At 64.5% G+C, this 23,732-nt stretch carries 23 protein-coding genes and 1 pseudogene; 10 read left to right on the top strand and 14 right to left on the bottom strand.

Going from position 1 to position 23,732, the window contains the following annotated elements; genetic code table 11:
* From ACFQX9_RS21570 to ACFQX9_RS21535, 8 genes are all read right to left on the bottom strand, one after another.
* Positions 1 to 888, bottom strand: coding sequence for a YicC/YloC family endoribonuclease (locus ACFQX9_RS21570; protein ID WP_018459114.1), 888 nt, complete (start codon positions 886 to 888; stop codon positions 1 to 3).
* A 118-nt stretch (positions 889 to 1,006) separates the two neighbouring features.
* A complete protein-coding gene (gene mltG / locus ACFQX9_RS21565; RefSeq protein ID WP_204510990.1) occupies positions 1,007 to 2,281 on the bottom strand; it encodes an endolytic transglycosylase MltG in 1,275 nt (424 codons plus the stop codon).
* A 125-nt stretch (positions 2,282 to 2,406) separates the two neighbouring features.
* A complete protein-coding gene (fabF, locus tag ACFQX9_RS21560; RefSeq protein WP_377790393.1) occupies positions 2,407 to 3,672 on the bottom strand; it encodes a beta-ketoacyl-ACP synthase II in 1,266 nt (421 codons plus the stop codon).
* A 108-nt stretch (positions 3,673 to 3,780) separates the two neighbouring features.
* Entirely contained in the window at positions 3,781 to 4,020 is a 240-nt protein-coding gene (locus ACFQX9_RS21555; protein ID WP_006020277.1) for an acyl carrier protein, read from the bottom strand.
* A 307-nt stretch (positions 4,021 to 4,327) separates the two neighbouring features.
* Positions 4,328 to 5,065 (bottom strand): 3-oxoacyl-[acyl-carrier-protein] reductase, encoded by a 738-nt coding sequence (gene fabG / locus ACFQX9_RS21550; RefSeq protein WP_085396013.1) that lies wholly within the window; start codon positions 5,063 to 5,065, stop codon positions 4,328 to 4,330.
* Positions 5,066 to 5,167: 102 nt separating this feature from the next.
* The gene (fabD, locus tag ACFQX9_RS21545) at positions 5,168 to 6,127 is read right to left on the bottom strand and encodes an ACP S-malonyltransferase (protein ID WP_204510989.1); all 960 of its coding nucleotides are present in this window, start codon (positions 6,125 to 6,127) and stop codon (positions 5,168 to 5,170) included.
* A gap of 187 nt (positions 6,128 to 6,314) precedes the next feature.
* Entirely contained in the window at positions 6,315 to 7,340 is a 1,026-nt protein-coding gene (locus tag ACFQX9_RS21540) for a fatty acid desaturase family protein (RefSeq protein WP_204510988.1), read from the bottom strand.
* Between the two features lie 3 nt (positions 7,341 to 7,343).
* On the bottom strand, positions 7,344 to 8,048 hold the full coding sequence (locus ACFQX9_RS21535) for a TetR/AcrR family transcriptional regulator C-terminal domain-containing protein (protein ID WP_204510987.1): 705 nt from the start codon (positions 8,046 to 8,048) through the stop codon (positions 7,344 to 7,346).
* 343 nt (positions 8,049 to 8,391) lie between these two features.
* On the opposite strand from ACFQX9_RS21535, the gene rpsF reads away from it, so the two are divergent.
* The 4 genes from rpsF to rplI all read left to right on the top strand — a co-directional run bounded on the left by rpsF (position 8,392) and on the right by rplI (position 10,927).
* Positions 8,392 to 8,907 (top strand): 30S ribosomal protein S6, encoded by a 516-nt coding sequence (gene rpsF, locus ACFQX9_RS21530; protein WP_085352909.1) that lies wholly within the window; start codon positions 8,392 to 8,394, stop codon positions 8,905 to 8,907.
* A 5-nt stretch (positions 8,908 to 8,912) separates the two neighbouring features.
* Positions 8,913 to 9,152 (top strand): 30S ribosomal protein S18, encoded by a 240-nt coding sequence (gene rpsR / locus ACFQX9_RS21525; RefSeq protein WP_007592020.1) that lies wholly within the window; start codon positions 8,913 to 8,915, stop codon positions 9,150 to 9,152.
* 128 nt (positions 9,153 to 9,280) lie between these two features.
* Positions 9,281 to 10,258, top strand: coding sequence for a hypothetical protein (locus ACFQX9_RS21520; RefSeq protein ID WP_204510986.1), 978 nt, complete (start codon positions 9,281 to 9,283; stop codon positions 10,256 to 10,258).
* Between the two features lie 63 nt (positions 10,259 to 10,321).
* Positions 10,322 to 10,927 carry a 50S ribosomal protein L9 gene (gene rplI, locus ACFQX9_RS21515; protein WP_007609316.1) on the top strand — a complete coding sequence of 202 codons (606 nt, stop codon included), beginning with the start codon at positions 10,322 to 10,324 and terminating at the stop codon, positions 10,925 to 10,927.
* Positions 10,928 to 10,964: 37 nt separating this feature from the next.
* Here rplI and ACFQX9_RS21510 read toward each other — a convergent pair.
* Positions 10,965 to 11,203, bottom strand: a pseudogene (locus ACFQX9_RS21510) (PaaI family thioesterase); the annotation flags it as partial.
* A gap of 26 nt (positions 11,204 to 11,229) precedes the next feature.
* Positions 11,230 to 12,258 carry a hypothetical protein gene (locus ACFQX9_RS21505; protein ID WP_204510985.1) on the bottom strand — a complete coding sequence of 343 codons (1,029 nt, stop codon included), beginning with the start codon at positions 12,256 to 12,258 and terminating at the stop codon, positions 11,230 to 11,232.
* A 281-nt stretch (positions 12,259 to 12,539) separates the two neighbouring features.
* Here ACFQX9_RS21505 and ACFQX9_RS21500 point away from each other — a divergent pair, with 281 nt between their 5' ends.
* The 3 genes from ACFQX9_RS21500 to alr all read left to right on the top strand — a co-directional run bounded on the left by ACFQX9_RS21500 (position 12,540) and on the right by alr (position 17,388).
* Entirely contained in the window at positions 12,540 to 13,790 is a 1,251-nt protein-coding gene (locus ACFQX9_RS21500; protein WP_247368414.1) for a cyclopropane-fatty-acyl-phospholipid synthase family protein, read from the top strand.
* Positions 13,791 to 14,547: 757 nt separating this feature from the next.
* On the top strand, positions 14,548 to 16,056 hold the full coding sequence (locus ACFQX9_RS21495; protein ID WP_018459126.1) for a replicative DNA helicase: 1,509 nt from the start codon (positions 14,548 to 14,550) through the stop codon (positions 16,054 to 16,056).
* A 51-nt stretch (positions 16,057 to 16,107) separates the two neighbouring features.
* Positions 16,108 to 17,388, top strand: a complete 1,281-nt coding sequence (gene alr / locus ACFQX9_RS21490; protein ID WP_377791046.1) for an alanine racemase — start codon at positions 16,108 to 16,110, stop codon at positions 17,386 to 17,388.
* Between the two features lie 12 nt (positions 17,389 to 17,400).
* Here alr and ACFQX9_RS21485 read toward each other — a convergent pair whose 3' ends face one another.
* Positions 17,401 to 17,619, bottom strand: a complete 219-nt coding sequence (locus tag ACFQX9_RS21485) for a cysteine rich repeat-containing protein (protein ID WP_247368419.1) — start codon at positions 17,617 to 17,619, stop codon at positions 17,401 to 17,403.
* Positions 17,620 to 17,659: 40 nt separating this feature from the next.
* Here ACFQX9_RS21485 and ACFQX9_RS21480 point away from each other — a divergent pair, with 40 nt between their 5' ends.
* On the top strand, positions 17,660 to 18,430 hold the full coding sequence (locus ACFQX9_RS21480) for an exodeoxyribonuclease III (protein ID WP_377790387.1): 771 nt from the start codon (positions 17,660 to 17,662) through the stop codon (positions 18,428 to 18,430).
* A gap of 1 nt (position 18,431) precedes the next feature.
* Here ACFQX9_RS21480 and ACFQX9_RS21475 read toward each other — a convergent pair whose 3' ends face one another.
* From ACFQX9_RS21475 to ACFQX9_RS21465, 3 genes are all read right to left on the bottom strand, one after another.
* On the bottom strand, positions 18,432 to 19,247 hold the full coding sequence (locus ACFQX9_RS21475) for a DUF4886 domain-containing protein (protein ID WP_018459130.1): 816 nt from the start codon (positions 19,245 to 19,247) through the stop codon (positions 18,432 to 18,434).
* 99 nt (positions 19,248 to 19,346) lie between these two features.
* Positions 19,347 to 19,715: a GFA family protein gene (locus tag ACFQX9_RS21470; protein ID WP_018459131.1), complete on the bottom strand. Its 369-nt coding sequence runs from the start codon at positions 19,713 to 19,715 to the stop codon at positions 19,347 to 19,349.
* A 629-nt stretch (positions 19,716 to 20,344) separates the two neighbouring features.
* On the bottom strand, positions 20,345 to 21,211 hold the full coding sequence (locus tag ACFQX9_RS21465; RefSeq protein ID WP_026233741.1) for a L,D-transpeptidase: 867 nt from the start codon (positions 21,209 to 21,211) through the stop codon (positions 20,345 to 20,347).
* A 194-nt stretch (positions 21,212 to 21,405) separates the two neighbouring features.
* Between ACFQX9_RS21465 and ACFQX9_RS21460 the strand changes: the two genes are divergently transcribed.
* The gene (locus ACFQX9_RS21460) at positions 21,406 to 22,131 is read left to right on the top strand and encodes a sulfite exporter TauE/SafE family protein (RefSeq protein WP_094183584.1); all 726 of its coding nucleotides are present in this window, start codon (positions 21,406 to 21,408) and stop codon (positions 22,129 to 22,131) included.
* A gap of 102 nt (positions 22,132 to 22,233) precedes the next feature.
* Complete coding sequence (gene radA / locus ACFQX9_RS21455) at positions 22,234 to 23,679, top strand: DNA repair protein RadA (protein WP_377790384.1); 1,446 nt, start codon at positions 22,234 to 22,236, stop codon at positions 23,677 to 23,679.
* Positions 23,680 to 23,732: the final 53 nt, after the last annotated feature.

The following is a 23,732-nucleotide window of genomic DNA, read 5'->3' as shown; positions in this document are numbered from 1 at the left end:
TCACTCCAGATTCTGGACCTGTTCGCGGAACTGCTCGACCACGTTCTTCATGGCGAGCCCCGTATTGGTCAGCTCGATGTCGTTCGACTTCGAGCAGCAGGTGTTGACTTCGCGGTGAAACTCCTGCGCCAGGAAGTCGAGCTTGCGCCCGACCGGGCCGCCCTTGCCGATCAGCTCGCGCGCCTGCGCGATGTGCGAGGCGATCCGATCGAGCTCCTCGCGGATGTCGGCCCTGGTCGCAATCAGGATCGCTTCCTGCATCAGGCGGTCGGAATCAAAACGGTCGGAGGTGTCGAGGAGGCTCGCGATCTGCTCGGCGAGCCTGGCCTTGACCGCCTCGGGCTTGCGACCGGGCGCGGCCTCCGCCTTCTTCGCCAGCTGCTCGACCTCGTCGACGCGCTGGATCAGGATCTGCCCGAGCGAGGTCCCCTCACGCTTGCGCATCTCGACGAGTTCGGCGAGCGCCTTGTCGAAGGCATCCGCGGCGGCGGCGCGCGCGGCCTTGTCCTCCTCCTCGTCGCCCTCGGGCTCGGCGACCTCAATGACCCCCTTGATGGCCAAAAGCCCGTCGACGCTCGGCGCGACCGCATCGACCTTGCCGGCGATCACGGCGGCGGCCTTGAGGACGGCGTTGAGCACGTCCTCGTTGACGCGGACGCTGGTGGCTGCATTGGCCCGCTTGACGGTCAGATTGGCGTAGACGGTGCCTCGTGAGAGCAGCTCGGCGGCGCGCTTCTTGGCATGAGCCTCAAGCTCGTCGAACCCCTGCGGCAGCCGCACCCGCAAGTCAAAGCCCTTGGCATTGACCGACTTCAATTCCCATTCGAACGTATACGGCCCACTCGCGCCGTGGCTTCGGGCAAAGCCGGTCATGGACGACAACGCCATCAGGTCAATTTCTCCAGAAGCACGGGATTCGCGCGGCCATCAAGCCACGCGAATCTTAAGACTATTTTGCAGGAAAATGTAATCCGCAAAGTCCCGCGGGGCAGGTCTACGCGCAGGCCTAGCGCTGCACCACCGGGGGCGAGGCCTGCACCGCGCCTTGTCGGGCCGGCGGCGGACCCGCGGGGCGAGCGGCCGGCGGCTTCTTCTGCTGGTTGGGGCGTGCCGGCGTCGTCGCCGTCGGCGTATCGGCGGCGCCGGGCGCGGCGCCGGCCGGCGGCTGCGCGTCCTCGGCCGGCTCGACCGTGTCGTTCTGGATCTGCTTTTCCATGGCGCGCAGCTTGGCGACGTTCTTCTGGTGCGCGTCGTAGGTCTCGGTAAAGGAATGCCCGCCGGTACCATCCGCGACGAAATAGAGGTCGCGGGTACGGGCCGGGTTGGCGGCAGCCTCGAGCGAGGCGCGGCCGGGGTTGGAGATCGGGCCCGGCGGCAGGCCCTCGATGACATAGGTGTTGTAGGGCGAAGGCTGCGTGATCTCGCTGCGCTTGATCGGACGGCCGAGCGTGCCCTTGCCGCCGACGAGGCCATAGATGATCGTCGGATCGGACTGCAGCTTGATCCTCTGCTTCAGGCGATTGACGAACACCGCGGCGACACGGCTGCGCTCGTCAGGCTTGCCGGTCTCTTTCTCGACGATCGAGGCCAGCGTCACCAGTTGCTCCGGACTCTTGACCGGAATGTCCTGATTGCGGCGCTCCCAGATCTCGGTCAGCACGCGCTTGTGCGCCTGCTGCATGCGCTGGATCACCTGATCCCGCGGGGTGCCGCGCGGGAACTTGTAGGTCTCGGGCAGCAGCGTGCCTTCGCGCGGCAGCTCACGCACGCTGCCGGTGAAGATGTCGTTGTCGGACAGGCGCGCCACGATCTGCTCGGAGGTGAGGCCCTCCGGAATCGTCACGGCATGCTGCACCACCTTGCCCTCCACGATTGTGGCAATGACGTCGCGCAAGGACGCGTTCTTCTGGAACGAGTATTCACCGGGCTTGAGGTCCGAGCTCGCCTTCAACGCAGCGACGCTGGCAATGAACGCCCACGGATTGACGTCGGTCACGCCTTCCCGGTTCAGCGTCTCGGCGATGTCGCGCTTGCCGGCGCGCTGCGGGATATTGACGATCTTGTCTTCCTTCAGCGGTCCCGGCGCCTCGAGCACCTGCCGGCCGTAATAGTACACGCCGCCCGCACCGATCATTGCAATCAGCAGCAGGGTGATGATGGCGTTGCCGACGATCACGAACGGATTGCGCGCGCGGTCCGATCGCTTCGGCGGCGGCGGGACCTGCTCGGGCTCGAGCGCTGCCCGCGGGCTCCGGGGCGAAATGGGCGGCCTTTCACTCATCGAAGCAACCTGAATCCTGCCGGTTCAAATGCGACCCGACAATCGCTTGTCTGGCCAAGTACACGCGCCCACTTGTATGACTATCGCCGAATACGGCAAAACGGTGGATTCGTCGCAAACACAAACTATTGGACCGGACGCCGGAAGATCACCGACGCGTTGGTACCGCCAAAACCGAAAGAATTCGACAACGCGACGTTGACCTCGCGCTTCTTCGCCTTGTGCGGCACGAGATCGATCGCAGTCTCGACCGATGGATTGTCCAAGTTGATGGTCGGTGGCACGACATTATCGCGAATCGCGAGAATGGTGAAGATCGCCTCGATCGCGCCAGCCGCACCCAGAAGGTGACCGGTCGACGATTTGGTCGAGGACATCGCGACCTTGGAAGCGGCATTGCCGAGCAGACGTTCGACCGCACCGAGCTCGATCTCGTCACCGAGCGGTGTCGAGGTGCCGTGCGCATTGATGTAGTCGAGATCGGACGCGGTGAGGCCGGCGCGCTTGAGCGCTGCCGCCATGCTGCGGAAGCCACCGTCGCCGTCGGGTGACGGCGAGGTGATGTGGTAGGCATCGCCCGAGAGACCGTAGCCGATCACCTCGGCATAGATCTTCGCGCCGCGGCGCTCGGCGTGTTCGAGCTCTTCCAGGACCAGAACGCCGGCGCCCTCGCCCATCACGAAGCCGTCCCGGTCCTTGTCGTAGGGACGCGAGGCCTTCTCAGGCGTTTCGTTGAAGGCTGTCGAGAGTGCACGCGCGGCGTTGAAGCCGGCAATGCCGATGCGGCCGATCGGCGATTCCGCGCCGCCCGCAACCATGACGTCGGCATCGCCGAGCGCGATCAGGCGGGCGGCATCGCCGACCGCGTGAGCGCCGGTCGAGCAGGCCGTGACCACCGAATGGTTCGGCCCCTTCAGCCCATGCTTGATCGAGACATAACCGGAGGCGAGATTGATCAGGCGGCCCGGAATGAAGAACGGCGAGACCCGGCGCGGCCCGCGTTCCTTCAGCAGGACCGCAGTCTCGGCGATACCGTTGAGGCCGCCGATGCCGGATCCAATCATGGTGCCGGTGGCGCATTTATCCTCTTCGGTCTCGGGATGCCAGTTGGCATCGTCGAGCGCCTGGCCGGCTGCGGCCATGCCGAAGATGATGAAGTCATCGACCTTGCGCTGGTCCTTCGGCTCCATCCAGATGTCGGGATTGAAAGTGTCGTTGGTGCCGTCGCCGCGCACGACCGTGCAGCCGATCTTGGTCTGAAGATCGGAGACATCGAAGCTCTCGATTTTGCGTGCGCCGCTTTCGCCGTCGAGGATGCGCTTCCAGGTCGGCTCGACTCCGCAGCCGAGTGGCGAAACCATGCCAAGACCCGTAACGACAACCCGCCTCATGTCCGAAAACTCCGCATCGAAAGATTCACGGCCAATAACAAGAAACCGGCTGACCGCTGTTGGGCGGTCCGTCCGGTTTCAATGTTGTCCCCGCGAAAATGAAGAGCGTTAGCTCTTCGCGTTCTTCTCGAGAAACTTGGTGGCGTCGCCGACGGTGAGAATCGTTTCCGCGGCATCGTCCGGAATCTCGCAGCCGAATTCCTCTTCGAACGCCATCACCAGCTCGACGGTGTCCAGACTGTCGGCGCCGAGGTCGTCGATGAAGCTCGCAGCGTCGACAACCTTCTCGGGTTCAACACCAAGGTGTTCGACCACGATCTTCTTAACCCGCTCGCCAATCTCACTCATTGCATAACCTCGTGTTGTTCCCTGTAGACCCGACCCCCCGGGACGATACGAGCCGTCGTGGTCGTTGACTGCCTTCGCTTACGAACTTTGATCTGGCCCCATCCTAACCGATGCAGGCCCGGCGAATGACGGCCAAGGCTCCGCATCGCCAATATACAGGGTTTCAAAAACCTGCAATGGCGTTCTTTGCCCATCCGTTGAAGGTCCGGTTATCATACTTCAATTGCGTTGACTACAAGCCTCATTTCGCTCCGGAAACGGCCGTTTGCCGCATTCGGCTGCCCAAGGGGCGGTGCGGCATGAGGCGTCAGATCATGGCCATGCCGCCGTTGACGTGGATGGTTTGGCCGGTGACATAGGCCGCTTCGTTCGAACTCAGGTAGACGGCGGCCGCCGCGATGTCCTCTGGCGTCCCCAGGCGATTGGCCGGAACCTTGGTCAGAATCGTTTCGCGCTGCTTGTCGTTGAGCGCATCGGTCATCGGGGTCTTGATGAAGCCGGGAGCGATGCAGTTCGCGGTGACGCCGCGCTTGGCGTATTCGGCACCCAGCGTCTTGATCATCCCGATCAGGCCTGCCTTCGACGCAGTATAATTGCCCTGCCCCGGGTTGCCGGTGACGCCGACCACCGAAGTGATGGCGATGATGCGGCCGAAGCGCTTGCGCATCATCAATTTGGTTGCGGCGCGGGCAAGGCGGAAGGTCGAGGTCAAATTGATGTTGATGACCTCCTCCCAGTCCTCGTCACGGAGCTGCACGAAGAGATTGTCGCGCGTGATGCCGGCATTGGCGACGAGGATGTCGACCTGTCCCATCGCCGCCTCCGCAGCGGGCACCAGCGCTTCGACCTCCTCGACTTTGGAGAGATTGCAGGGCAGCACATGGGTGCGCTCGCCGAGCTTGCCTGCAAGCTCATCCAGCACTTCCTTGCGCGTCCCCGATATCGCGACGGTGGCGCCCTGCGCGTGCAGCGCCTGCGCGATCGCGCCGCCGATGCCGCCGGTTGCGCCGGTGACGAGCGCCTTTTTGCCAGTCAGATCGAACATCGATAACTCCTCCAAGGCACGATCCGGAAACGCGCGCAGCGGTTTTCCGAAAGGGTCGTGCGTCAACTGTAGAACTCGCGCGCGACGACGAATTATCGCGCTTCAGGCCTGCTTGGCAGCAGCCAATGCATCTTGGGCAGCAGCAATGTCGTTGGGACCACCGACCGCAACGCCGACGGCACCGTCTGCGATACGCTTGACCAGGCCCGTCAGCACCTTGCCGGCACCGATCTCAAAGAAACGGGTGACGCCCTGCCCCGCCATATAGGCAACCGACTCGCGCCACCGCACAGTGCCGGTGACCTGCTCGACCAGGCGCCGGCGGATCTCGTCGGGATCGGTGATCGCGCTCGCCAGCACATTCGACACCAGCGGGGCGGCCGGCGCCTTGATCGTGACCCCGGCCAGCGCCTCCGCCATTGCGTCGGCAGCCGGCTGCATCAGTTTGCAATGGAACGGTGCGGACACCGGCAGCAGCATTGCTCGCTTAGCGCCCTTGGTTTTGGCGATCTCGACGGCGCGATCGACCGCAGCCTTGTCGCCGGAGACGACCACTTGCCCGCCGCCATTGTCGTTGGCGGCTTGGCAGACCTCTCCCTGAGCGGCCTCCTCCGCCACCGCCACGGCGGCCTCGTAGTCGAGGCCGAGCAGAGCGGCCATCGCACCGACGCCGACCGGCACAGCTTTTTGCATTGCGAGACCGCGGATGCGAAGCAGCCGCGCCGTGTCGGAAATCGTCAGGCTGTCGGCCGCGGCCAGCGCCGAATATTCGCCGAGCGAGTGGCCGGCGACGAAGGCCGCATCCCGCCGCACGGAAAACCCGGCTTCGGCCTCCAGCACCCGCAGGGTGGCGATAGACACCGCCATCAGGGCCGGCTGGGCGTTTTGGGTGAGCTGGAGGGTTTCAGCCGGACCATCCCAGATGGTCGCCGTCAGCTTCTCCCCCAGCGCGGCATCGACCTCGTCGAACACGGCGCGCGCCACCGGAAAGGCATCGGCCAGGGCCTTGCCCATGCCGACCGCCTGGGAACCCTGCCCCGGAAATGTGAATGCTGCCGTCATCGGCGCTCCCTGCTTGTCGGGCGTGATCCCTGCGAGAACCGGCAGCCGATGACTCGCGGCCTTAGGCCATGGTTCCGGATCAAGCTCCAAAGGGGGCCGTAGACACTGTCCGGGGCCGGAATGTCAAGCCAAGATGGGAACTTCGATCAGCCTTCGACTGGCAGCCTTCAACCGGAGTGACGGGTTCCTAGAATCCGCCAGCCGTCTGGTTGGCATCGACCTCGGACCCCGCCTGCGCACGGCGCGCGCTGTTGACCAATTGCCCCGGCCGGTCATCGCGGTTCGGCTTCGCGGTCGCAAGCCGCAGCACGGCGGCGTAACTCGGTTGCACCTCCATCCGGCCCGCATGCCGGCTCTCACTCAGCAAGCGGTGCACCTTCGGCAGATTGTAGCAGGGCACGTAGAACAGGAGATGATGTTCGAGGTGGTAGTTCACGTAGTACGGCGCGATGAACAAGCGCTCGAGGAAATTGGCATAGGTGGTGCGGGTATTGCGCAGGGGATCGTTGCTGTCAGGTACGACCGCGTGCTCTGCGATGTTGCGGATGCGGGTGATGACCATCATCCAGGTCAGGAGCGGCAGCAGCCATAGCAGCGGATAGGCCCACCACACGCCGGCCGCCGTGAGCGCTGCGAACATCGCGCCATTGACCAGACATTGCGGGCCAAGCTTCTCCCACAAATGCGCCGCGCGCTGCCGCGATGGCCAGTCCTTCGGCCCGAGCGCGTTGAGCAATTGCGCCTTGCGCTGCTGGTAGCCGGTCTGCCCGGTGAGGTCGCGAATGAACTTGCGGCGATAGCTCAGCTTCGTGATCGGAAACGGCGCCGACAGCACGAGATCGGGATCGTCCTCCTGCTGGGTGCGCGCATGGTGCTGAAGGTGATAGCGCCGATAGCTGCGCGTCTCCGCAAACAAAGGATAGGCGCAGAACCACTGGCTTAGGGTCAGATTGGTCTTCTCGTCGGGGGACAGGCAGCCATGCGCGCCGTCATGCATGAGGATCGCGAGCCCGAGCTGGCGCGAGCCGATGATGGCAACGGCGAGCACATAAGTGATCGGATTGGGCCACCACGCGACCAAGGCGATTGCCGCGATGATGAGCGCCCAGGCGTGCGCGATCAGCGCGACGCCTTTCCAGGTCACGCGCCGGCGCACGTCGGCAAGTTGCTCGTCGGTCAGGAAATCGCGGGCACGCATGCGAAGCGCAGTCATGGCCTAATCCTCCTCATTCGAATTGCTCGATGCGTCGCGCGCGTCGACGAGGCGCAGCCGCGCAGTGTCATCAGAGGATTTCGCCTGTTCGCCCAGCACGCGCAGCATCTCGGCGCACAGCGCCTCGGGCGAACGGCCCATGGCGTAGCCCTCAAGGATGACGCCGATGGCGACGGCCCAGAACCGCCGCGAACTCTCGTCGGGCGCGCGCAGGGAGCGCCAGCCGTGCCGCGCGACCTGGCTCGCATAGGCCCGCGCACCTTCCCTGTGCAGGCGCTCGATGGTGCGCTCGACCAGCGGCGCGAGATCCTGGCGCCGCCGCGTCAGCGTCAGCGCCTCGGCGAAGAAGGCCACCGAATCGCTCGTCGTCACGGTCTCGGCCAGCGCGTGGGTATAATCCCGCGGCGCGCGCGCCTTCAGCGCCGCCTGCTCGGTCGCCCGCGCCAGATACAGCAGCTCGCGGCAGGCGCATTCGACGAACAGCGCCTCCTTGGTACGGAAATAATAGGTGATCTGGCTCGGGAACGCGTTCGCAGCGGCCGCGATGTCGGTGATCGCCGTACCCGACAGCCCCCGCTCCCGAAACAGCGGGCTCGCGGCATCAAGCAGCAGCGAGCGCATTTTGCGGCCGGCCGACCGCGTGGCGCGGGCGGCGTGTTTGGGATCGCCTGCCTCCTTGAGGGGCTCGTGGGCCGGCTTTTCTGCCATTGGAGTTCGCTCCGCTTGATTTATTTGTATGATATACAAACAAATAAATCAAGCCGGTATGATGGTCGGCGGCGGATCCGGCCGCCCGCATTGCGATCCCCGCGCCGAAACGGCGCCTGCAACCTTGCCAAGTCAGCCGAAATCCGTATAAGGCGCCCATCCGCAGACCCCGGCCGGGAGCTGAACGGACGGTCTCAGCAAATCATTCGTGATTTTGGTGTGGCAGGGCCAGTCGGCCCGTCGTCCCGTGTTTCCGCCTTCTGAGCTTAATCCCAGAGTCCTTTCCGAAGGCCTCTTAAGGGCTTGACGCCGGGCGATGCGCCAACATGAGGAAAGGACTTCCATGGCTCTCTATGAGCATGTTTTTCTCGCGCGCCAAGACGCGAGCACGCAGCAGGTCGAAGAGCTGACTGCGCAGATGACCGGCATCGTCGAAGGTCTCGGCGGCAAGGTCACCAAGACCGAGAATTGGGGCGTACGCTCCCTCACCTACCGCATGAACAAGAACCGCAAGGCGCATTTCGTGCTGCTCAACATCGACGCGCCGTCCGCGGCGATCGCCGAGATCGAGCGCCAGGAGCGCATCAGCGAAGACGTGATCCGCTATCTCAGCGTCCGCGTCGAGGAGCTCGAGGAAGGCCCGTCCGCGATGATGCGCAAGGCCGACCGTGACCGCGAGCGTGACGACCGTGGCGGCGGCTTCCGTGGCGATCGCGAAGGCGGTGGCTTCCGTGGCGACCGCGAGGGTGGTTTCCGTGGTGGCGATCGTGAAGGCGGCGGCTTCCGCGGTGACCGCGGTCCGCGCCGTCCGCGTGAAGACGCTGAAACCACCACCACCACCACGACGGATGGGGAGTAAGAACAATGGCTGAAGCTGGTGCACGCCGCCCGTTTTTCCGTCGCCGCAAGAGCTGCCCGTTCACGGGCGCGAATGCTCCGAAGATCGACTACAAGGACTCCAAGCTGCTGATGCGTTACGTCTCCGAGCGCGGCAAGATCGTGCCGAGCCGCATCACCGCGGTGTCCGCGAAGAAGCAGCGTGAGCTTGCCCGCGCCATCAAGCGCGCGCGGTTCCTGGGCCTGCTGCCCTACGTCATTCGCTAAGACGAATACGGCCGGCGGCGACACGCCGCCGGCCGTACGACCTAGTTTCTCATAAGGCTTCCGGGTCGTCCGGTCGCCGATGGTTGGGGCGAGATGCCTCTAACCGCTCGAAGGGAGCGGGACAGCTGATGATGGCCTTTGGACTGATAGCCCTGATCGCCGGCGCTGCGTCGGCCCTGATGTTCGCCTCGATCATTTCGGGCGCGCTGATCTCGCTCGTCCTGTTCTATCTCGCACCGCTGCCGCTGATGGTCGCTTCGATCGGCTGGGGACCGCTTTGCGCGAGCCTCGGCGGCATCGCCGCCGCGCTTGGCCTCGGCGCCCTGTTCGGCCTGCCCTATTGCATCGCCTTCGCCCTCACCGTCGCATTGCCGGCCTGGTGGCTCGGCCATCTCGTCCTGCTCAGCCGGCCGGTCGGAGCCGCCGCGCCGGAGCCCGCCGCCGAGCCGCCCACCGAGCCTGCGCTGGAGTGGTATCCGGTCGGCCGTATCCTGCTGTGGATCGCGGGCTTCGCCACACTGACCACGATCGCCGCGCTGCTCACGATCGGCACCGACGCGGAGACCATCACCGGCACGCTGCGCCGTGGCTTGATGCGCCTCCTCCGCGCCGCCGACCCGCAGAGCTCCGGCGAGACCGACCAATTCGTCGGCGCACTGGTGCGTATCTTGCCGGCGGGTGCCACCATCGTTGCGATGATGACGCTGACCCTCAACCTCTGGCTCAGCACCAAGGTGACGGCGACGTCGGGCCGGTTGCGGCGCCCCTGGCCGGACCTGATGACCGCGGAGCTGCCGCCGATGACGCTCGTGGCGCTCTGCGTCGCGCTCGCCTTCTGCTTCACCGGCGGACTGCTTGCGATCGCGGCGCAAATCGCGACGGCTGCGCTGATGATGGGGTACGCGCTGACCGGCTTTGCCGTGCTGCATACGCTGACGCTGGCGCTGAAGAGCCGCACCTTCTGGCTCGGCTCGACCTACGCCGTCGTCGTCGTGTTCGGATGGCCCGTCATCGCGATGGTGATCCTCGGCCTCGCCGATGCCGTGTTCGGCCTCCGCGAACGCTTCCTTCGCACGCGCCAGCCACCGCCGCTGCCGACCTCTTGAGTTCAAGTCCGAAAGTTCAAGTTCGAAATTCCACCTCACTCAACACATCAAAGGAGAACGAATATGGAAGTCATTTTGCTGGAACGCGTCAACAAGCTCGGTCACATGGGCGAAGTCGTGAAGGTTCGCGACGGCTATGCCCGCAATTTCCTGCTCAAGCGCGGCAAGGCGCTGCGCGCCACCGCCGACAACCGTGCCAAGTACGACGGCATGAAGGCCGAGCTCGAGGCTCGCAACCTTGAGTCCAAGGGCGAGGCGTCCAAGGTCGCCGAGAAGATCCAGGGCAAGAACATCATCGTGATCCGTCAAGCTTCGGAAGCCGGTCAACTGTTCGGCTCGGTCAACGTGCGCGACATCGTCGTGGCGTTCGAAGCCGACGGCGTTTCGCTGTCCCGCCCGCAGGTTCAGCTCGATGCGCCGATCAAGACCATCGGCAAGCACACCATCACGGTCGCCATCCACCCCGAGGTCGAGGTCGAGATCAGTGTCACCGTGGCGCGCAGCCAGGACGAGGCCGAGCGCATCAACCGCGGCGAGGACATCTCGAGCCGGAACGAAGACCGGGATGCTGCGGCCGAAGCGATCGCAGCCGCCGGCGAGTTCTTCGACCCGGAAGCCCTGCAGGACGACGCCGAGCCGGCGCCGGCCGCGGAAGAGACCGAGAAGTAAGCCTCGCGTTCGCGCAGGCTTTCGAAGCCCGGTCGCCTCAGGCGGCCGGGTTTTTCGTTGTGGCGGCACAATCCTTGCTCAGCATCGCGATCGACGCGAGCGCCGTCGCCGTATGGTCTCGACCCCGGCGCTGACGCAGAAAACGCCGGCTGCGGCGACGGAGACCTGACGGCCCGACTTGATCACCCTCGCCCGGCAGATCCGCTTCTCGCCGACCGCGGGCGACAACAGATTGAGCTTGTAGCCGAAACGACGAAGGCCGCGCGAGAGCGCGGCCTTCGCATGTCTAAAAATGTGGTCGCCTATCGCGAAATCGGCGGCGTCGGCGGACCGGACGATTCGGCTGGCGCCGGTGGAGTCGCAGCGGTCGCGGGCGGCGCCGGTTCCTGCGACTTCGCTGGCGGTTCGGCGCTCGCGGCGGGCTTGGGAGCAGCCTCTTCCGCCGCCTTGGGCGCAGCTGGCTCGGGGGGCTTCGCGGCGGACGGTGCGGCCGGCATCACCTGCGGCACCGGATCGGGCCGCAACGCCGGAGCTTCGCTGCCGCGCGGCTCCACCTTGGCGCTTTCCGGCTTGGCCTCGGCGGGCTTGTCGGACGGCTTGCTGCCTTCGGGTTTGCTGCCTTCGGATTTAGCTTCGCCGGAATCCACCTTCGCAGTCTCGGGCTTTGTCTCAGGCTTGGACTCGACCTTCGGCTCGCTCTTCTTGTCGTCTGCCGTCGGCGCCGCGGCATCGACCTTCGGCGCCTCATCACTTCCCGGCTTGCCGCGCTTGCCGAGACGCTTGGCCTTGCGCCCTTCGGGGACAGCCTGGCCCTCGGGCTTCGCACCTTCCTTCGTTCCTTCTTCGGCCGGCCGCGCGGCGCGCTTCTGACGCGCGCCCTCGGCCGCGGGAGCGGCACCCTCGCCTTCCGGCTTGGCGGACTCCTGGGAACGTTGCCGGCGGCCCTGATGTTCAGGAGACTGCGCGGGATTGGTATTGGCTTCCTTGTCCTTATCCTTGGCGCCGTCCTTCTTGTCCTTGCCGTCCTTATGGCCGTCCTTCGCCTGGAAGCGGGTGTCGGTGGCCCCGTTGGAGACGAGGTAGGAGGCAAGCACGCCGGCCATGTCGGGGCTGGTCGTGTAATGCTGGCGCAGGAAGCCCGGCAAGGAGCCCGGCGCCACTGTTTTCAAAAGGCCGCGCGGGCTCTTGTGACATGCATTACAGGTCTGCGCGAAAAGCTGGGATGGGGCCTTGCCGGCCTCGAGGTTCGTCGCCTGCGCGAAAACGGTATCGGTCGCGCCGAAGCCGATCAGAAGCAAGATCGTCGCGAGGCTGAGCGCTCGGCTCGACATTCCCATCATCTCCATTGAATTCCGAGAGGTGCAGCCGGCAGGCGGCGCCGCGGCGGGTCACCTTTTATCCGATTGAGCCGCGAATGGAAGCAGGCACCGCGCGCAAGGATGTGATTAAGCGGTTTTGGAATATCCGCTTTGAGCACAGCGCAATAGCGGGCCCGGGACACCTCCCTAGATCTAGATGCAAGCGCATAGGAACCGCTGAGATGCCCGGGCGTAGGGTGTGAAAGGCCGGGTTAGTCGCATCTCTTCGGGTTCGCTCGAGAGGATGGGTGCCGATGGACCGATTGTTGCGTCAATTCCTGTCTCAATTCATCCGCCGCGGGTCGATGACGGTGACCACGGCGAAGGGCTCGAAGTTCACCGTCGGCGACGGCTCGGGCGAACCGGTCGCAGTCCGCTTCGTCACCGGGGACGCAGAGCGGAAGATCCTCGTCAATCCCGAGCTCGGGCTTGGCGAGGCCTATATGGACGGCGAGTTCATTGTCGAGCATGGCACCATAGCTGATGCTCTCGCGATCCTGCTCGGTCAACCCGACCTGTTGCCGCACTGGGCAAAACCCTGGTGGCACCTGCGCTATCTGGTGCGGCACCTGAAGCAGTTCAATCCGCGCCCGCGATCCCGCCGCAACGTCGCACATCATTACGATCTCGATGCGAGGCTCTATTCGCTCTTCCTCGACGCCGACAAGCAATATAGCTGCGCCTATTTCGAGACGCCGGAGAGCACGCTCGACGATGCACAGCTTGCCAAGAAACGGCACGTCGCCGCAAAGCTGCTCGTCAAGAGCGGCCAGCGCGTCCTCGACATCGGTTCGGGCTGGGGCGGACTTGGGCTCTATCTCGCCGAGATCGCAGGTGCTGACGTCACCGGCATAACGTTGTCGACCGAGCAGTTGCAGATCGCCAATGCGCGCGCAGCCGAAAAGGGCCTGACCAGATCGGCCAAATTCCTGCTTCAGGACTATCGCGACATCGCCGGTCCGTTCGACCGCATCGTCTCAGTCGGCATGCTGGAGCATGTCGGCGCCCGCTTCTACGACACCTACTTCCGGCGCTGCGCCGAGCTGCTGGATAAGGACGGCGTCATGTTGCTGCACTCGATCGGCCGTTCGCAGGGCCCGGACTCCACCAATCCCTGGATCGCCAAATACATCTTTCCCGGCGGCTACATCCCCGCCCTCTCGGAGGTGCTGCCGGCGATCGAGCGGGCGGGCTTGCTGGTCTGCGACATCGAGATTTTGCGCCTTCATTACGCCGAAACCCTGAAGGCATGGCGCGAGCGCTTCATGGCGCGACGCGAAGAAGCCGTGCAGCTGTATGACGAGCGCTTCGCGCTGATGTGGGAATTTTACCTAGCAGCCAGCGAGATGACGTTCCGCAAGCAGCATATGATGAACTTCCAGATTCAACTCACCCGCCGTCAGGGCGTCGTGCCGATGACGCGCAACTACATCGCGCGTGAAGAAGCCCGACTGCGGGCCGTCGAAGCCGGCGCCACGCCGAGGCTGAAGCTGGCTGGTGAATGAGTCCTAGTGGCGCAGGGTCGAAACCGGAGTAGACGGGGAAGAGGCCGTTAAGGCCAATTGCATCCGCAGCGCTTTCAGGATTTCAGGGGCGACCGGTTCCCGACGCACTTCCGGCCGCTCAGCGTGCTCCATGGCCGCGATCAGCCCCGACAGCCAAAGTCGGCTGCCTGCTTCGCTTCGCCAATTCCGGGGCTGCCGTTCTGGCCGCATCGCTTGCCTCGTTCCCTGGTGGCAGATCAGGAGACAACCCCCCGCCCGCTAACCTGTTCCGGCTGTACCCCCGAAAGAACCCGGGGAGATGTGATCTGCTTCACATAAGTCTCGTCGGCCCTGGGTTAGACCGTCGCCATGAGCAACAAGACCAAAGCCTCATTCGACGTGCAGGACGACCTCCGCACCGATTACGCCCTGATCGCTACCGGCGTCGGGGCGGCCCTGGTTGCACTGGTCTACCTCCTGCTGGTCTGAACCGAGCCAAAAGCGCCTGGCCGTGGGTCATTCGCGCGCGTCTCGATGTGTCTGCCCGGCACCCCATCAGGTTCACTTCATCCGGCGTTTTCCGTGGCGCGGTAGCGGCCGCTTCCAGGCCGCGACCTGGTTCCACGAAAATCCGTCAAGCGCGGCGCGTGCTGCGGCGGTCAATCATCCACCATTTTAATGATCGGTTGATAGCGGCGAGCTTTTGCTTCCGCTTTGGGCTGAGGCGGCGCTTTATCCCGGCCCCGCATCCGCCCCAGAAAATTGCTATCGCTCGACCATGGCCCTGACTGATTCGAACGTTCTCAAACTCGCGCCCGAAGCCGGAACCCCCGCCTATCGGAGCGCGCCGCATAACATCGAGGCGGAACAGAGCCTTCTGGGCGCGATCCTGGTCAACAACGACGCGTTTTACCGCGTCTCCGATTTTCTGGAGCCGAAGCATTATTTCGAGCCGCTGCACCAGACCATCTTCGAGACCGCCAGCAGCCTGATCCGGATGGGCAAGATCGCGACGCCCGTCACCCTGAAGACCTTCCTGCCCGCCGACACCGACATCGGCGGCATGACCATCGGGCAATATCTGGCGCGCCTCGCCGCCGAAGCAACCACCATCATCAATGCGCAGGATTATGGGCGCACCATCTACGATCTGGCATTGCGACGCGACCTGATCGGCATCGGCGAGGACATGGTCAATGTCGCCTATGACGCCCCGGTCGACTTCGCGCCGCGGGCGCAGATCGAGGACGCCGAGCGCCGCCTCTACGAACTCGCCGAATCCGGCCGCTATGACGGAGGCTTCCAGAAATTTTCGCAGGCGCTGACGCTTGCGGTCGATCTGGCCGCGAAAGCGTTCCAGCGCGACGGAAAGCTGTCGGGCATCTCCACGGGCCTGCGCGACCTCGACACCAAAATGGGCGGGTTGCAGCACTCCGACCTCATCATCGTCGCCGGCCGCCCCGGCATGGGCAAGACGTCGCTGGCGACCAACATCGCCTACAACGTCGCCCGGGCCTACGTTCCAGAACTCCAGGCCGACGGCACCATGAAGGCCGCCCATGGCGGCGTCATCGGCTTCTTCTCCTGCGAAATGTCGGCCGACCAGCTCGCCACGCGTATCGTGGCCGAGCGCACCGGCATTCCCTCCTCGTCGATCCGCCGCGGCGGCATCTCGGAGGCCGATTTCGAGAAGATCCGCGAGGTCTCGATCGAGCTGCAGTCGCTGCCCTTCTATGTCGACGAGACCGGCGGTCTCTCGATTGCGCAGCTCATGGCGCGCGCCCGCCGGCTGAAGCGGCAGAAGGGCCTCGACCTCATCGTCATCGACTACATCCAGCTCTTGTCGGGTTCGGGCAAGCGCAGCGAAAACCGCGTGCAGGAAATCACCGAGATCACGACCAGTCTGAAGGCGCTCGCCAAGGAACTCAGCGTGCCCGTGATTGCGCTTTCGCAGCTCTCGCGCCAGGTCGAATCACGCGACGACAAGCGGCCACAGCTCTCGGATTTGCGCGAATCCGGCTCGATCGAGCAGGACGCCGACGTCGTGCTGTTCGTCTATCGCGAGGAATATTACCTCGGAAACAAGGAGCCGCGCCCGGGCACACCCGAGCACGAAAAATGGCGCCTGGACATGGATCTTGCGCACGGCAAGGCCGAAGTCATCATCGGCAAGCAGCGCCACGGCCCCACCGGCACCGTCGATCTGGCCTTCGAAGCGTCGGTCACCCGGTTCGGCGACCTTGCGCCGGACAGCCAGGTGCCGGACCGCGGCGGCGGCGACTACTGAGTTCCCTGGGTTGAACCTGACCGGCCTCTTGCGTAAAACGGCGCCATGACAATGGCGTCCGACCCGAAAATGATCCCGCAATCCGGCCTTCTCTCCGCGGAGGCCAATCAGGCTGCCGCGCTCGCGACCTTCGGCGGCGTGCTCACCGTCGATCTCGATGCCATCATCGCCAATTGGCGCAAGCTCGAGAAGACGGCGGTGCCGGCCGAATGCTCGGCGGTCATCAAGGCAGACGCCTATGGCTGCGGCGCCGAGCAAGTCGCGCGTGCCCTGAACAAGGCCGGCTGCAAGACCTTCTTCGTCGCCACCATCGGGGAAGCGCGCAAGGTGCGCGCGGCGGTGCCGGAGCCTGCGATCTACGTGCTCGGCGGCTATTTCCAGAACACCGGCGAGCACTACGCCCAGATCAACTGCCGCCCCGTGATCGGCGATCTCAACGAGCTCGCCGAATGGGACGTGTTCTGCCGCCGCACCGGCTGGACCGGTGGCGCCGCCATCCACATCGACACCGGCATGAACCGGCTCGGCCTGACGCTTGCGGAAGCGCAGGCTATCATCCCCCGCATCAACGCCGGCGATCACGGCATTACGCTGGTGATGAGCCATCTGGTTTCGGCCGAGCAGCTCAACAACCCGGTGAATGCCAAGCAACTCGCGGCCTTTCGCGGCATCGCCAGCGAATTCTCCGGCGTGCCGGCGGCGCTCGCCAATTCGTCCGGCGTCTTCCTCGGCGCGCCCTTCCAGTTCGACATGGTGCGGCCGGGCGCCGCGCTTTACGGCGTCAACCCGACGCCCGAGGCCGACAATCCGATGCAGCCGGTGGTCGATCTCAAGGCCCGCATCGTGCAGATCCGCAATGTCGAGCGCGGCGAGAGCGTCGGCTATGGCGGCACCTGGACGGCACGGCGGCCGACGAAACTCGCGATCATCGCGGTCGGTTATGCCGACGGCTATTTCCGCGCCGCAAGCTCCAATGACGGCACCCGCGGCGCCGAGGTCATCGTCGCCGGCAAGCGCTGTCCGGTCGCCGGCCGCGTCTCGATGGACCTGATCGCGATCGACATCACCGATCTGCCGCCGAACGCGGCGCGGCGCGGCCACATGGTCACGCTGCTCGGCGAGGGCATCACCGTCGACGAGCTCGCGCATCATTTCGGAACGATCGGCTACGAGGTGCTGACCAGCCTCGGCCGCCGCTACGCCCGCATCTACAAGGGCGGGAACGTGGTGGAGCCGCTGGCCAGGCCGGCTTCCGCGCAGGCGGTCGAGCAGCAGACGCCCGCTCCGCCATCGGTCGAACAGCCCACAAGCCCGCCGCCGCTGCCGGGCTGAGCGGCTTGCCGCCTACTTCTTTTTCCTGCTGTCCAGCGCCGTCTTGCAGGTTGCGCTGAGCTTGTCGCGCTTGCCGTTGAGGCAGGCAACGATGCCGCCGCCCGGCGCAATGCCGGCGCAGAATTTGTCGTAGTCGGCCTTGCACGCGCCGCGCGGATCGGATGATTGTGCCGAGGCAACCCCGGAGAACGCAACGGCGACGGCGATGACGGCAAAGCTCAACTTGGACATTGTTTCTCCGGTAACGGAAGGCAGGAGCCGGTAGCTCTACATGAAGATCGCGACATTCAACATCAACAACATCAATCGCCGCCTGCCCAATCTGTTGGCATGGATGCGAACGGCGAAGCCAGATGTCGTCGCACTTCAGGAGTTGAAGGCAAGTGATGGCGAATTTCCGGCGACCGCGATCGAAAAGGCCGGTTACGGCGCAGTGTGGTGTGGACAGAAGACCTGGAACGGCGTCGCCATCCTGGCCCGCAATGCCGAGCCCATTCTCACCCGCGATCGCTTGCCGGGAAAACCTGCCGATCACGAAGCCCGCTACATCGAGGCCGCGGTACGCGGTGTCATCGTCACCAGCATCTACCTGCCGAACGGCAATCCGCAGCCGGGACCGAAATTCGACTACAAGCTCGACTGGTTCGCGCGGCTCAAGCGCCATGCCAGAACCTTGCTCAAGCAGGGGCTGCCCGTGGTGCTCGCCGGCGACTACAACGTTGCACCTGATGAGCTCGACATCTATCCGACGCGCTCGTGGGACAAGGATGCCTTGATCCAACCGAAGAGCCGTGCGGCCTTTGCCTCGCTGCTGGCACAAGGCTGGTGTGACGCGATCCGCGAACTGCACCCCGAGCAGCGCATCTACACCTTCTGGGATTACAAGCGAAACCGCTGGCCGCGAGATGCGGGCCTGCGGCTCGACCATGTCCTGCTCAGCCCTACCCTCGTCTCACGCCTGGCAAAAGCCGGCGTGGACAAGAAGGTTCGCGGCGAAGAAGGCGCGAGCGACCACGCACCGGCGTGGGTCGTGCTGCGCTAGGTCAACGCCCGTAATACTCCTGCACCGTGTCCCACGCTGCTTTCTGCAGCAGCTCCACCGTCGGGCCGTCCAGTCCCATCGTGTAGGAATTGCCGACCGGCGAGCGGCCGGTCAGCGCGGCGAACGTCACGCAGGTCGCCAGATATGTGCCTGCGGGGCTCGGGTGCCGCTTGTCCGGCGCATACAGATTGAGCTCGGGCTGCAGCTTGCGCACGCGCGCGAAGGCAAAACCTGCGGGGATCACCAGCGCATCATTGGCATTGCCTGCGATTGTGTAGGCCTCGGCCAACGCTTCCGTCATCTCAGGCTTGTCGGCGTAAGCCCAGGACATGAACAAGACCGGCCGCATGCCGTTGGCGCGGACGATCTCGCTGTCCTTCTTTACGAAGGTCGTGAACGCGTCCTTCAATTGCGGATGGATGGGGCACTGGCTGCAATCCATCATCACGACGGCGTCGTACTGCCTGCCCGGCTTGTTGAAGACGACGTTGTTCTGCTCGTCGAACGAATAGGCGCCGAGGCCACCCGGCCGCAGCAGGTTGTCCATGTCATGCCAATCGAGGCCGGAACCGCCGATCGTCGCCATGGTGTTGCGATAGGCCGTCTTGTTTTCAGGGTCCGCAGCCCGCTCCATGAAGGAGAGATGCCCGGGCATGCCGTTGTTGTAATAGAAGAAGCTGTTGCCGACGAACAGCGCGGCCTTGGGGAAATCCGGTCCTGATGTCGTGACCTTGGGCCTGGTCTGCGCCTGCGCATTGAAGCCGGCTACAACGGCCAGACACATCGCGAGCATCACTCGCGCGAAAAGACGCATCATCGGCTTCCTCCCCTTTTTCTGTCGGGCCGGAAACAGATCAGCTTTTCAAGAGGGCCTCAAGAGCACGGACGAGCAGCAGACATGCGCGAGAGCGCATGCTCACCATAAATTCTTGCCATCGATCATGGTCACCGGCACGGTCTCGAGATCGAACTCGTCGAACAGGCGCGCGTTGACGGCGACCCTCGGATTGTCGAAATCGGGCTTGCCGGTCGACCAGTCCGGCGACTCCGAATAGGTACCGCAGCCGCAGCTTGCGCAGAAATGGTGTTTGACCGTTCGGCTGCCCCAGAGATAGGTCGCGAGGTTCTCCGCGGGCGACAGCAGCCGAAACTGCGCCGGCGTGTAATAGGCCCACAACGCGCCGCGCTTGGCGCAGAGCGAACAGGTGCAACGGGTGACGCTCGCGGGCGCCTCCGTCACCTCGAACACCGTCTCACCGCAATGACAGCTTCCCTCGACCCGCATGACCCACTCTTTGTTTTGTCAGGAGATGGTCGTAGCCGGACCCTGCTGCCAACATGCTGTCAGCAGCGCGCAGCCGGACTTGCCCCATGTGCTGCGAGCACCGACTTGCCCCGCCAACTCAACAAAAACATGAAAAACAACCCCATGCACAGTAGCCGATGGCTGGCAAATCAATGGGTTACGCATGCTCCGAAACACTGATTTGACGCGTCGGGCAAACACTGGCGGGATGTTTTCAGAAGCGGTCGTCGACACGGTGGAGCGTGGACTTCATCGCAGCAGCGCGTCATGCGATGCGAAGGGCCTACGGGAGACAGCTCGGGCTTCGATATGAAGGGGCAGCCCGTCGACGCCCCTCTTCGGGGACGTCGACGGCATGAAATTGCGATGGCAAATTGCAATCCTTGGTGCTGCTCTAACCGGCGCAGCTCTGAGCTACGCTTATACTCATACCGCAATCGGGGTGACTGAGCCGTGCCGGAGAAGTTCTTCGGGCGAGGTGGTGGTCTGTCCTCCGCCCTACAAGCCATAAATTGTTTGTGCCTGTCACAAGCTTCCGACCGGATGACCTCGTAGGCGACTTGAATTGCCTCCTTGTCCTCCGTTGCAGGATGAGGACGGAGGACGAATTACTGCGCCTCGGCGATCTTCGCTCCAGATGACGGCATCTGCGCGTGAGTTGCCGAGGGCCGGTTCGGCGGTGATGCCGGGTCCGGTAACCGGAACGCGGCGTCGGCTGGCGCTCCTTGGGGTGCTCGGCGGGCAACGGTCGTCGGAAGCACGATCACTTTCGCGCCGACTTTCACGCGATCATAGAGGTCAACGACGTCCTCATTGGTCAGTCGGATACAGCCGGACGAGACCCGCTTCCCGATCGTATCGGGCTTGTTGGTGCCGTGAATTCGATATTCGGTCTCGCCCAGATACATCGCCCGAGCGCCGAGCGGGTTGCCAGGACCTCCGGCCATGAACCGCGGCAGATAAGGCTGACGCGAGACCATCTCCGCAGGCGGATGCCAATCCGGCCATTCTGCCTTACGAGCCACAGTCTGCTCACCGGACCATGTGAAACCTTCGCGGCCAACACCGATGCCATAGCGCAGTGCCTGCGCGTCGTTCAGAACGAGATAGAGGAATGTGTTCTTGGTATCGATGATCACGGTGCCCGGCGTCTGGCGGCTGGCGTAGTCAACCACCTGCCGCACGAATGCTCCGGGAACGTCAGCCGCTTTGGGCGGTTCGACCAGAGGCGCCGGGGCCGTAAGCGGAGCCGAAGCCGGCGTCGGAGCTGATGCATGAACAGGCGTTGAGACGTAAACCGGAGTTGATGACGCTTGGGCTTCGTGCGCGGACGGCTTTCGTGCCGGTTGCACGTTCGCCGGTCGGGACAGCAAGCCGTACCCCAACGCTGCGACGGCGACGGCGCCAACTGCAACTCGCGCTGCCATCGGGATTGCGAACGTCTGCGCCTTTCCGCGTTTGGCTCGCTTACCCATACTCTTCTTCCCCCAGGTCACTATGCCCAAGAGAGGTACCCAGTAAGATTTAAGAAACTTCGAAGCGATTTCGCTCAGACTGGAACCGTCGGCGATGGTTAACGCCGGGCTCTCGGCAAGATAAGGTTCTCTCGCCTCGCGGATCGCCCGCGCCGCGGGCCGCGGCTAAACTCTCCCGATTCGTGGAGACGGTTTTGGCTTTCCTCTTCGTCCTCATCGTCGGCCTCGTCGCAGGCACCATTTCCGGCATCGTCGGCACGGGCTCGTCGATCATGCTGATGCCGGTGCTGGTCTATGCCTATGGGCCAAAGGAGGCGGTGCCGATCATGGCGGTGGCCGCCGTCATGGCCAACTTCTCACGAATCCTGGCGTGGTGGCGCGAGGTCGACTGGCGCGCCTGCGCGGCTTATTCGGTCACAGGCATTCCAGCCGCCGTGCTCGGCGCGCGGACACTGCTGGCGCTGCCCTCGCACGCCGTCGATCTTGCCATCGGCGTATTCCTGATCGCGATGGTGCCGGTTCGGCACTGGCTGGCGCGGCACGATCTCAAGGCCAATCTCTGGCATCTGGCGATCGGTGGGGCCGTCATCGGCTATCTCACCGGCATCGTCGTCTCCACCGGCCCGCTCAGCGTGCCGCTATTCCTGTTCTACGGCTTGTCCCGCGGCGCTTTCCTCGCCACCGAAGCGGCATCTTCGCTCGGGCTCTATGTTGCGAAATCCGTGACCTTCGAACGTTTCGGCGCGCTGACCGGCGATGTGTTCGTCAAAGGCCTGGTCGCAGGATCGTCGCTGATGGCCGGCGCCTTCATCGCCAAACGCTTCGTGCTGCGCTTGAAGCCGGAGATGTTCCGCTTGGTGATGGACGCAATCATGATCGCGGCCGGCCTCTCCATGCTCTGGAACGCGGCGCAGCCGTAGCCGGGCTTCGGGGAGCGCCCGGACTCACTCTCTCGACCCGTCATTCCGTGCTATCAGCAAACCTGAAACCCCCGACTCGCTGTCCCCGGACTCGCTGTCCCCATGGCCAAGAACACACTTTCCTTCGTCTGCCAGAACTGCGGCGCGGCCTATAACCGCTGGCAGGGCAAGTGCGAGTCCTGTGGCGAGTGGAATACGCTCGCGGAGGAGGACACGACCGGCAGCGTGCCGGTGTCGATCCGCTCCAAGCGCAAGGGGCGGACCTTCGCGCTCGAGAGCCTGTCCGGAAAAACCCAGGACGCCCCGCGCCTGTCCTCCGGCATGACGGAGCTCGATCGCGTGACCGGCGGCGGCTTTGTCCGCGGCTCGGTGCTGCTGGTCGGCGGCGATCCCGGCATCGGCAAGTCGACGCTGCTGACGCAGGCCACAAGCCTGCTCGCGCGCACCGGACACCGCGTCGTCTACATCTCCGGCGAAGAGGCGGTCGCGCAGGTGCGGTTGCGCGCCGAACGGCTCGGGCTGTCGGATGCGCCGGTGCAGCTCGCCGCCGAAACGTCGGTCGAGGACATTGTCTCGACGCTGTCTGAGGGCGCGGTGCCGCGGCTGATCGTGATCGATTCGATCCAGACCATGTGGACCGACACGGTGGAATCGGCACCCGGCACGGTGACGCAGGTGCGCGCCTCGGCGCAGGCCCTGATCCGTTTTGCCAAAAGGACCGGCGCGGCCATCATCCTGGTCGGCCATGTCACCAAGGACGGACAGATCGCCGGCCCTCGCGTGGTCGAGCACATGGTCGATGCGGTGCTGTCGTTCGAGGGCGAAGGCTCGCAGCAATTCCGCATCCTGCGCGCCGTGAAGAATCGTTTCGGGCCGACCGACGAGATCGGCGTGTTCGAGATGACCGGGCTTGGCCTGCGCGAAGTCACCAATCCTTCCGAGCTGTTTTTGTCGGAGCGCGATCTCGGCACGCCCGGCACCGCAGTCTTCGCGGGTATCGAGGGTACAAGACCCGTTCTGGTCGAATTGCAGGCACTGGTGGCGCCGACCTCGCTCGGCACCCCGCGCCGGGCCGTGGTGGGCTGGGATCCGAGCCGGCTATCGATGGTGCTGGCGGTGCTGGAAGCCCATTGCGGGGTGAAGCTGTCCGGCCACGACGTCTATCTGAACGTCGCGGGCGGCCTGCGCATCCACGAGCCCGCGGCTGATCTGGCCGCCGCGGCGGCGCTGGTGTCCTCGCTGGTTAATGCGCAGTTGCCCTCCGATGCGGTCTATTTCGGCGAGATCTCGCTGTCCGGCGTGGTGCGCCCGGTAGCGCAGACCCCGGCCCGGCTGAAAGAAGCGGCAAAACTCGGCTTCCAGCGTGCCGTTCTGCCCGAATCGGCCCGGGGCGAAGCCGGCGGCGATGCCGGCTTGTCGCTGAACGCGATCAACAGCCTGACGACATTGGTCGCCGAGATCGCCGCACGCGGCTCCCGGCGGGGCGACTCGAGCGCACCGGCAGAGAAAAATGCCACACCAGCAAGATTCCGCCGTGGAGAGGGTTAGCCGGTGGTGACGTCCCCCGCCCTCGCCGCTATACAGCCGTCACAAAAGCAGCA

The sequence above is a fragment of the Bradyrhizobium sp. GCM10028915 genome, from assembly GCF_042666195.1.
Lineage (GTDB): Bacteria > Pseudomonadota > Alphaproteobacteria > Rhizobiales > Xanthobacteraceae > Bradyrhizobium > Bradyrhizobium canariense_D.
The sequence above is the reverse complement of the archived record's forward strand: the minus strand, read 5'-3'. Positions and strand labels throughout refer to the sequence as shown.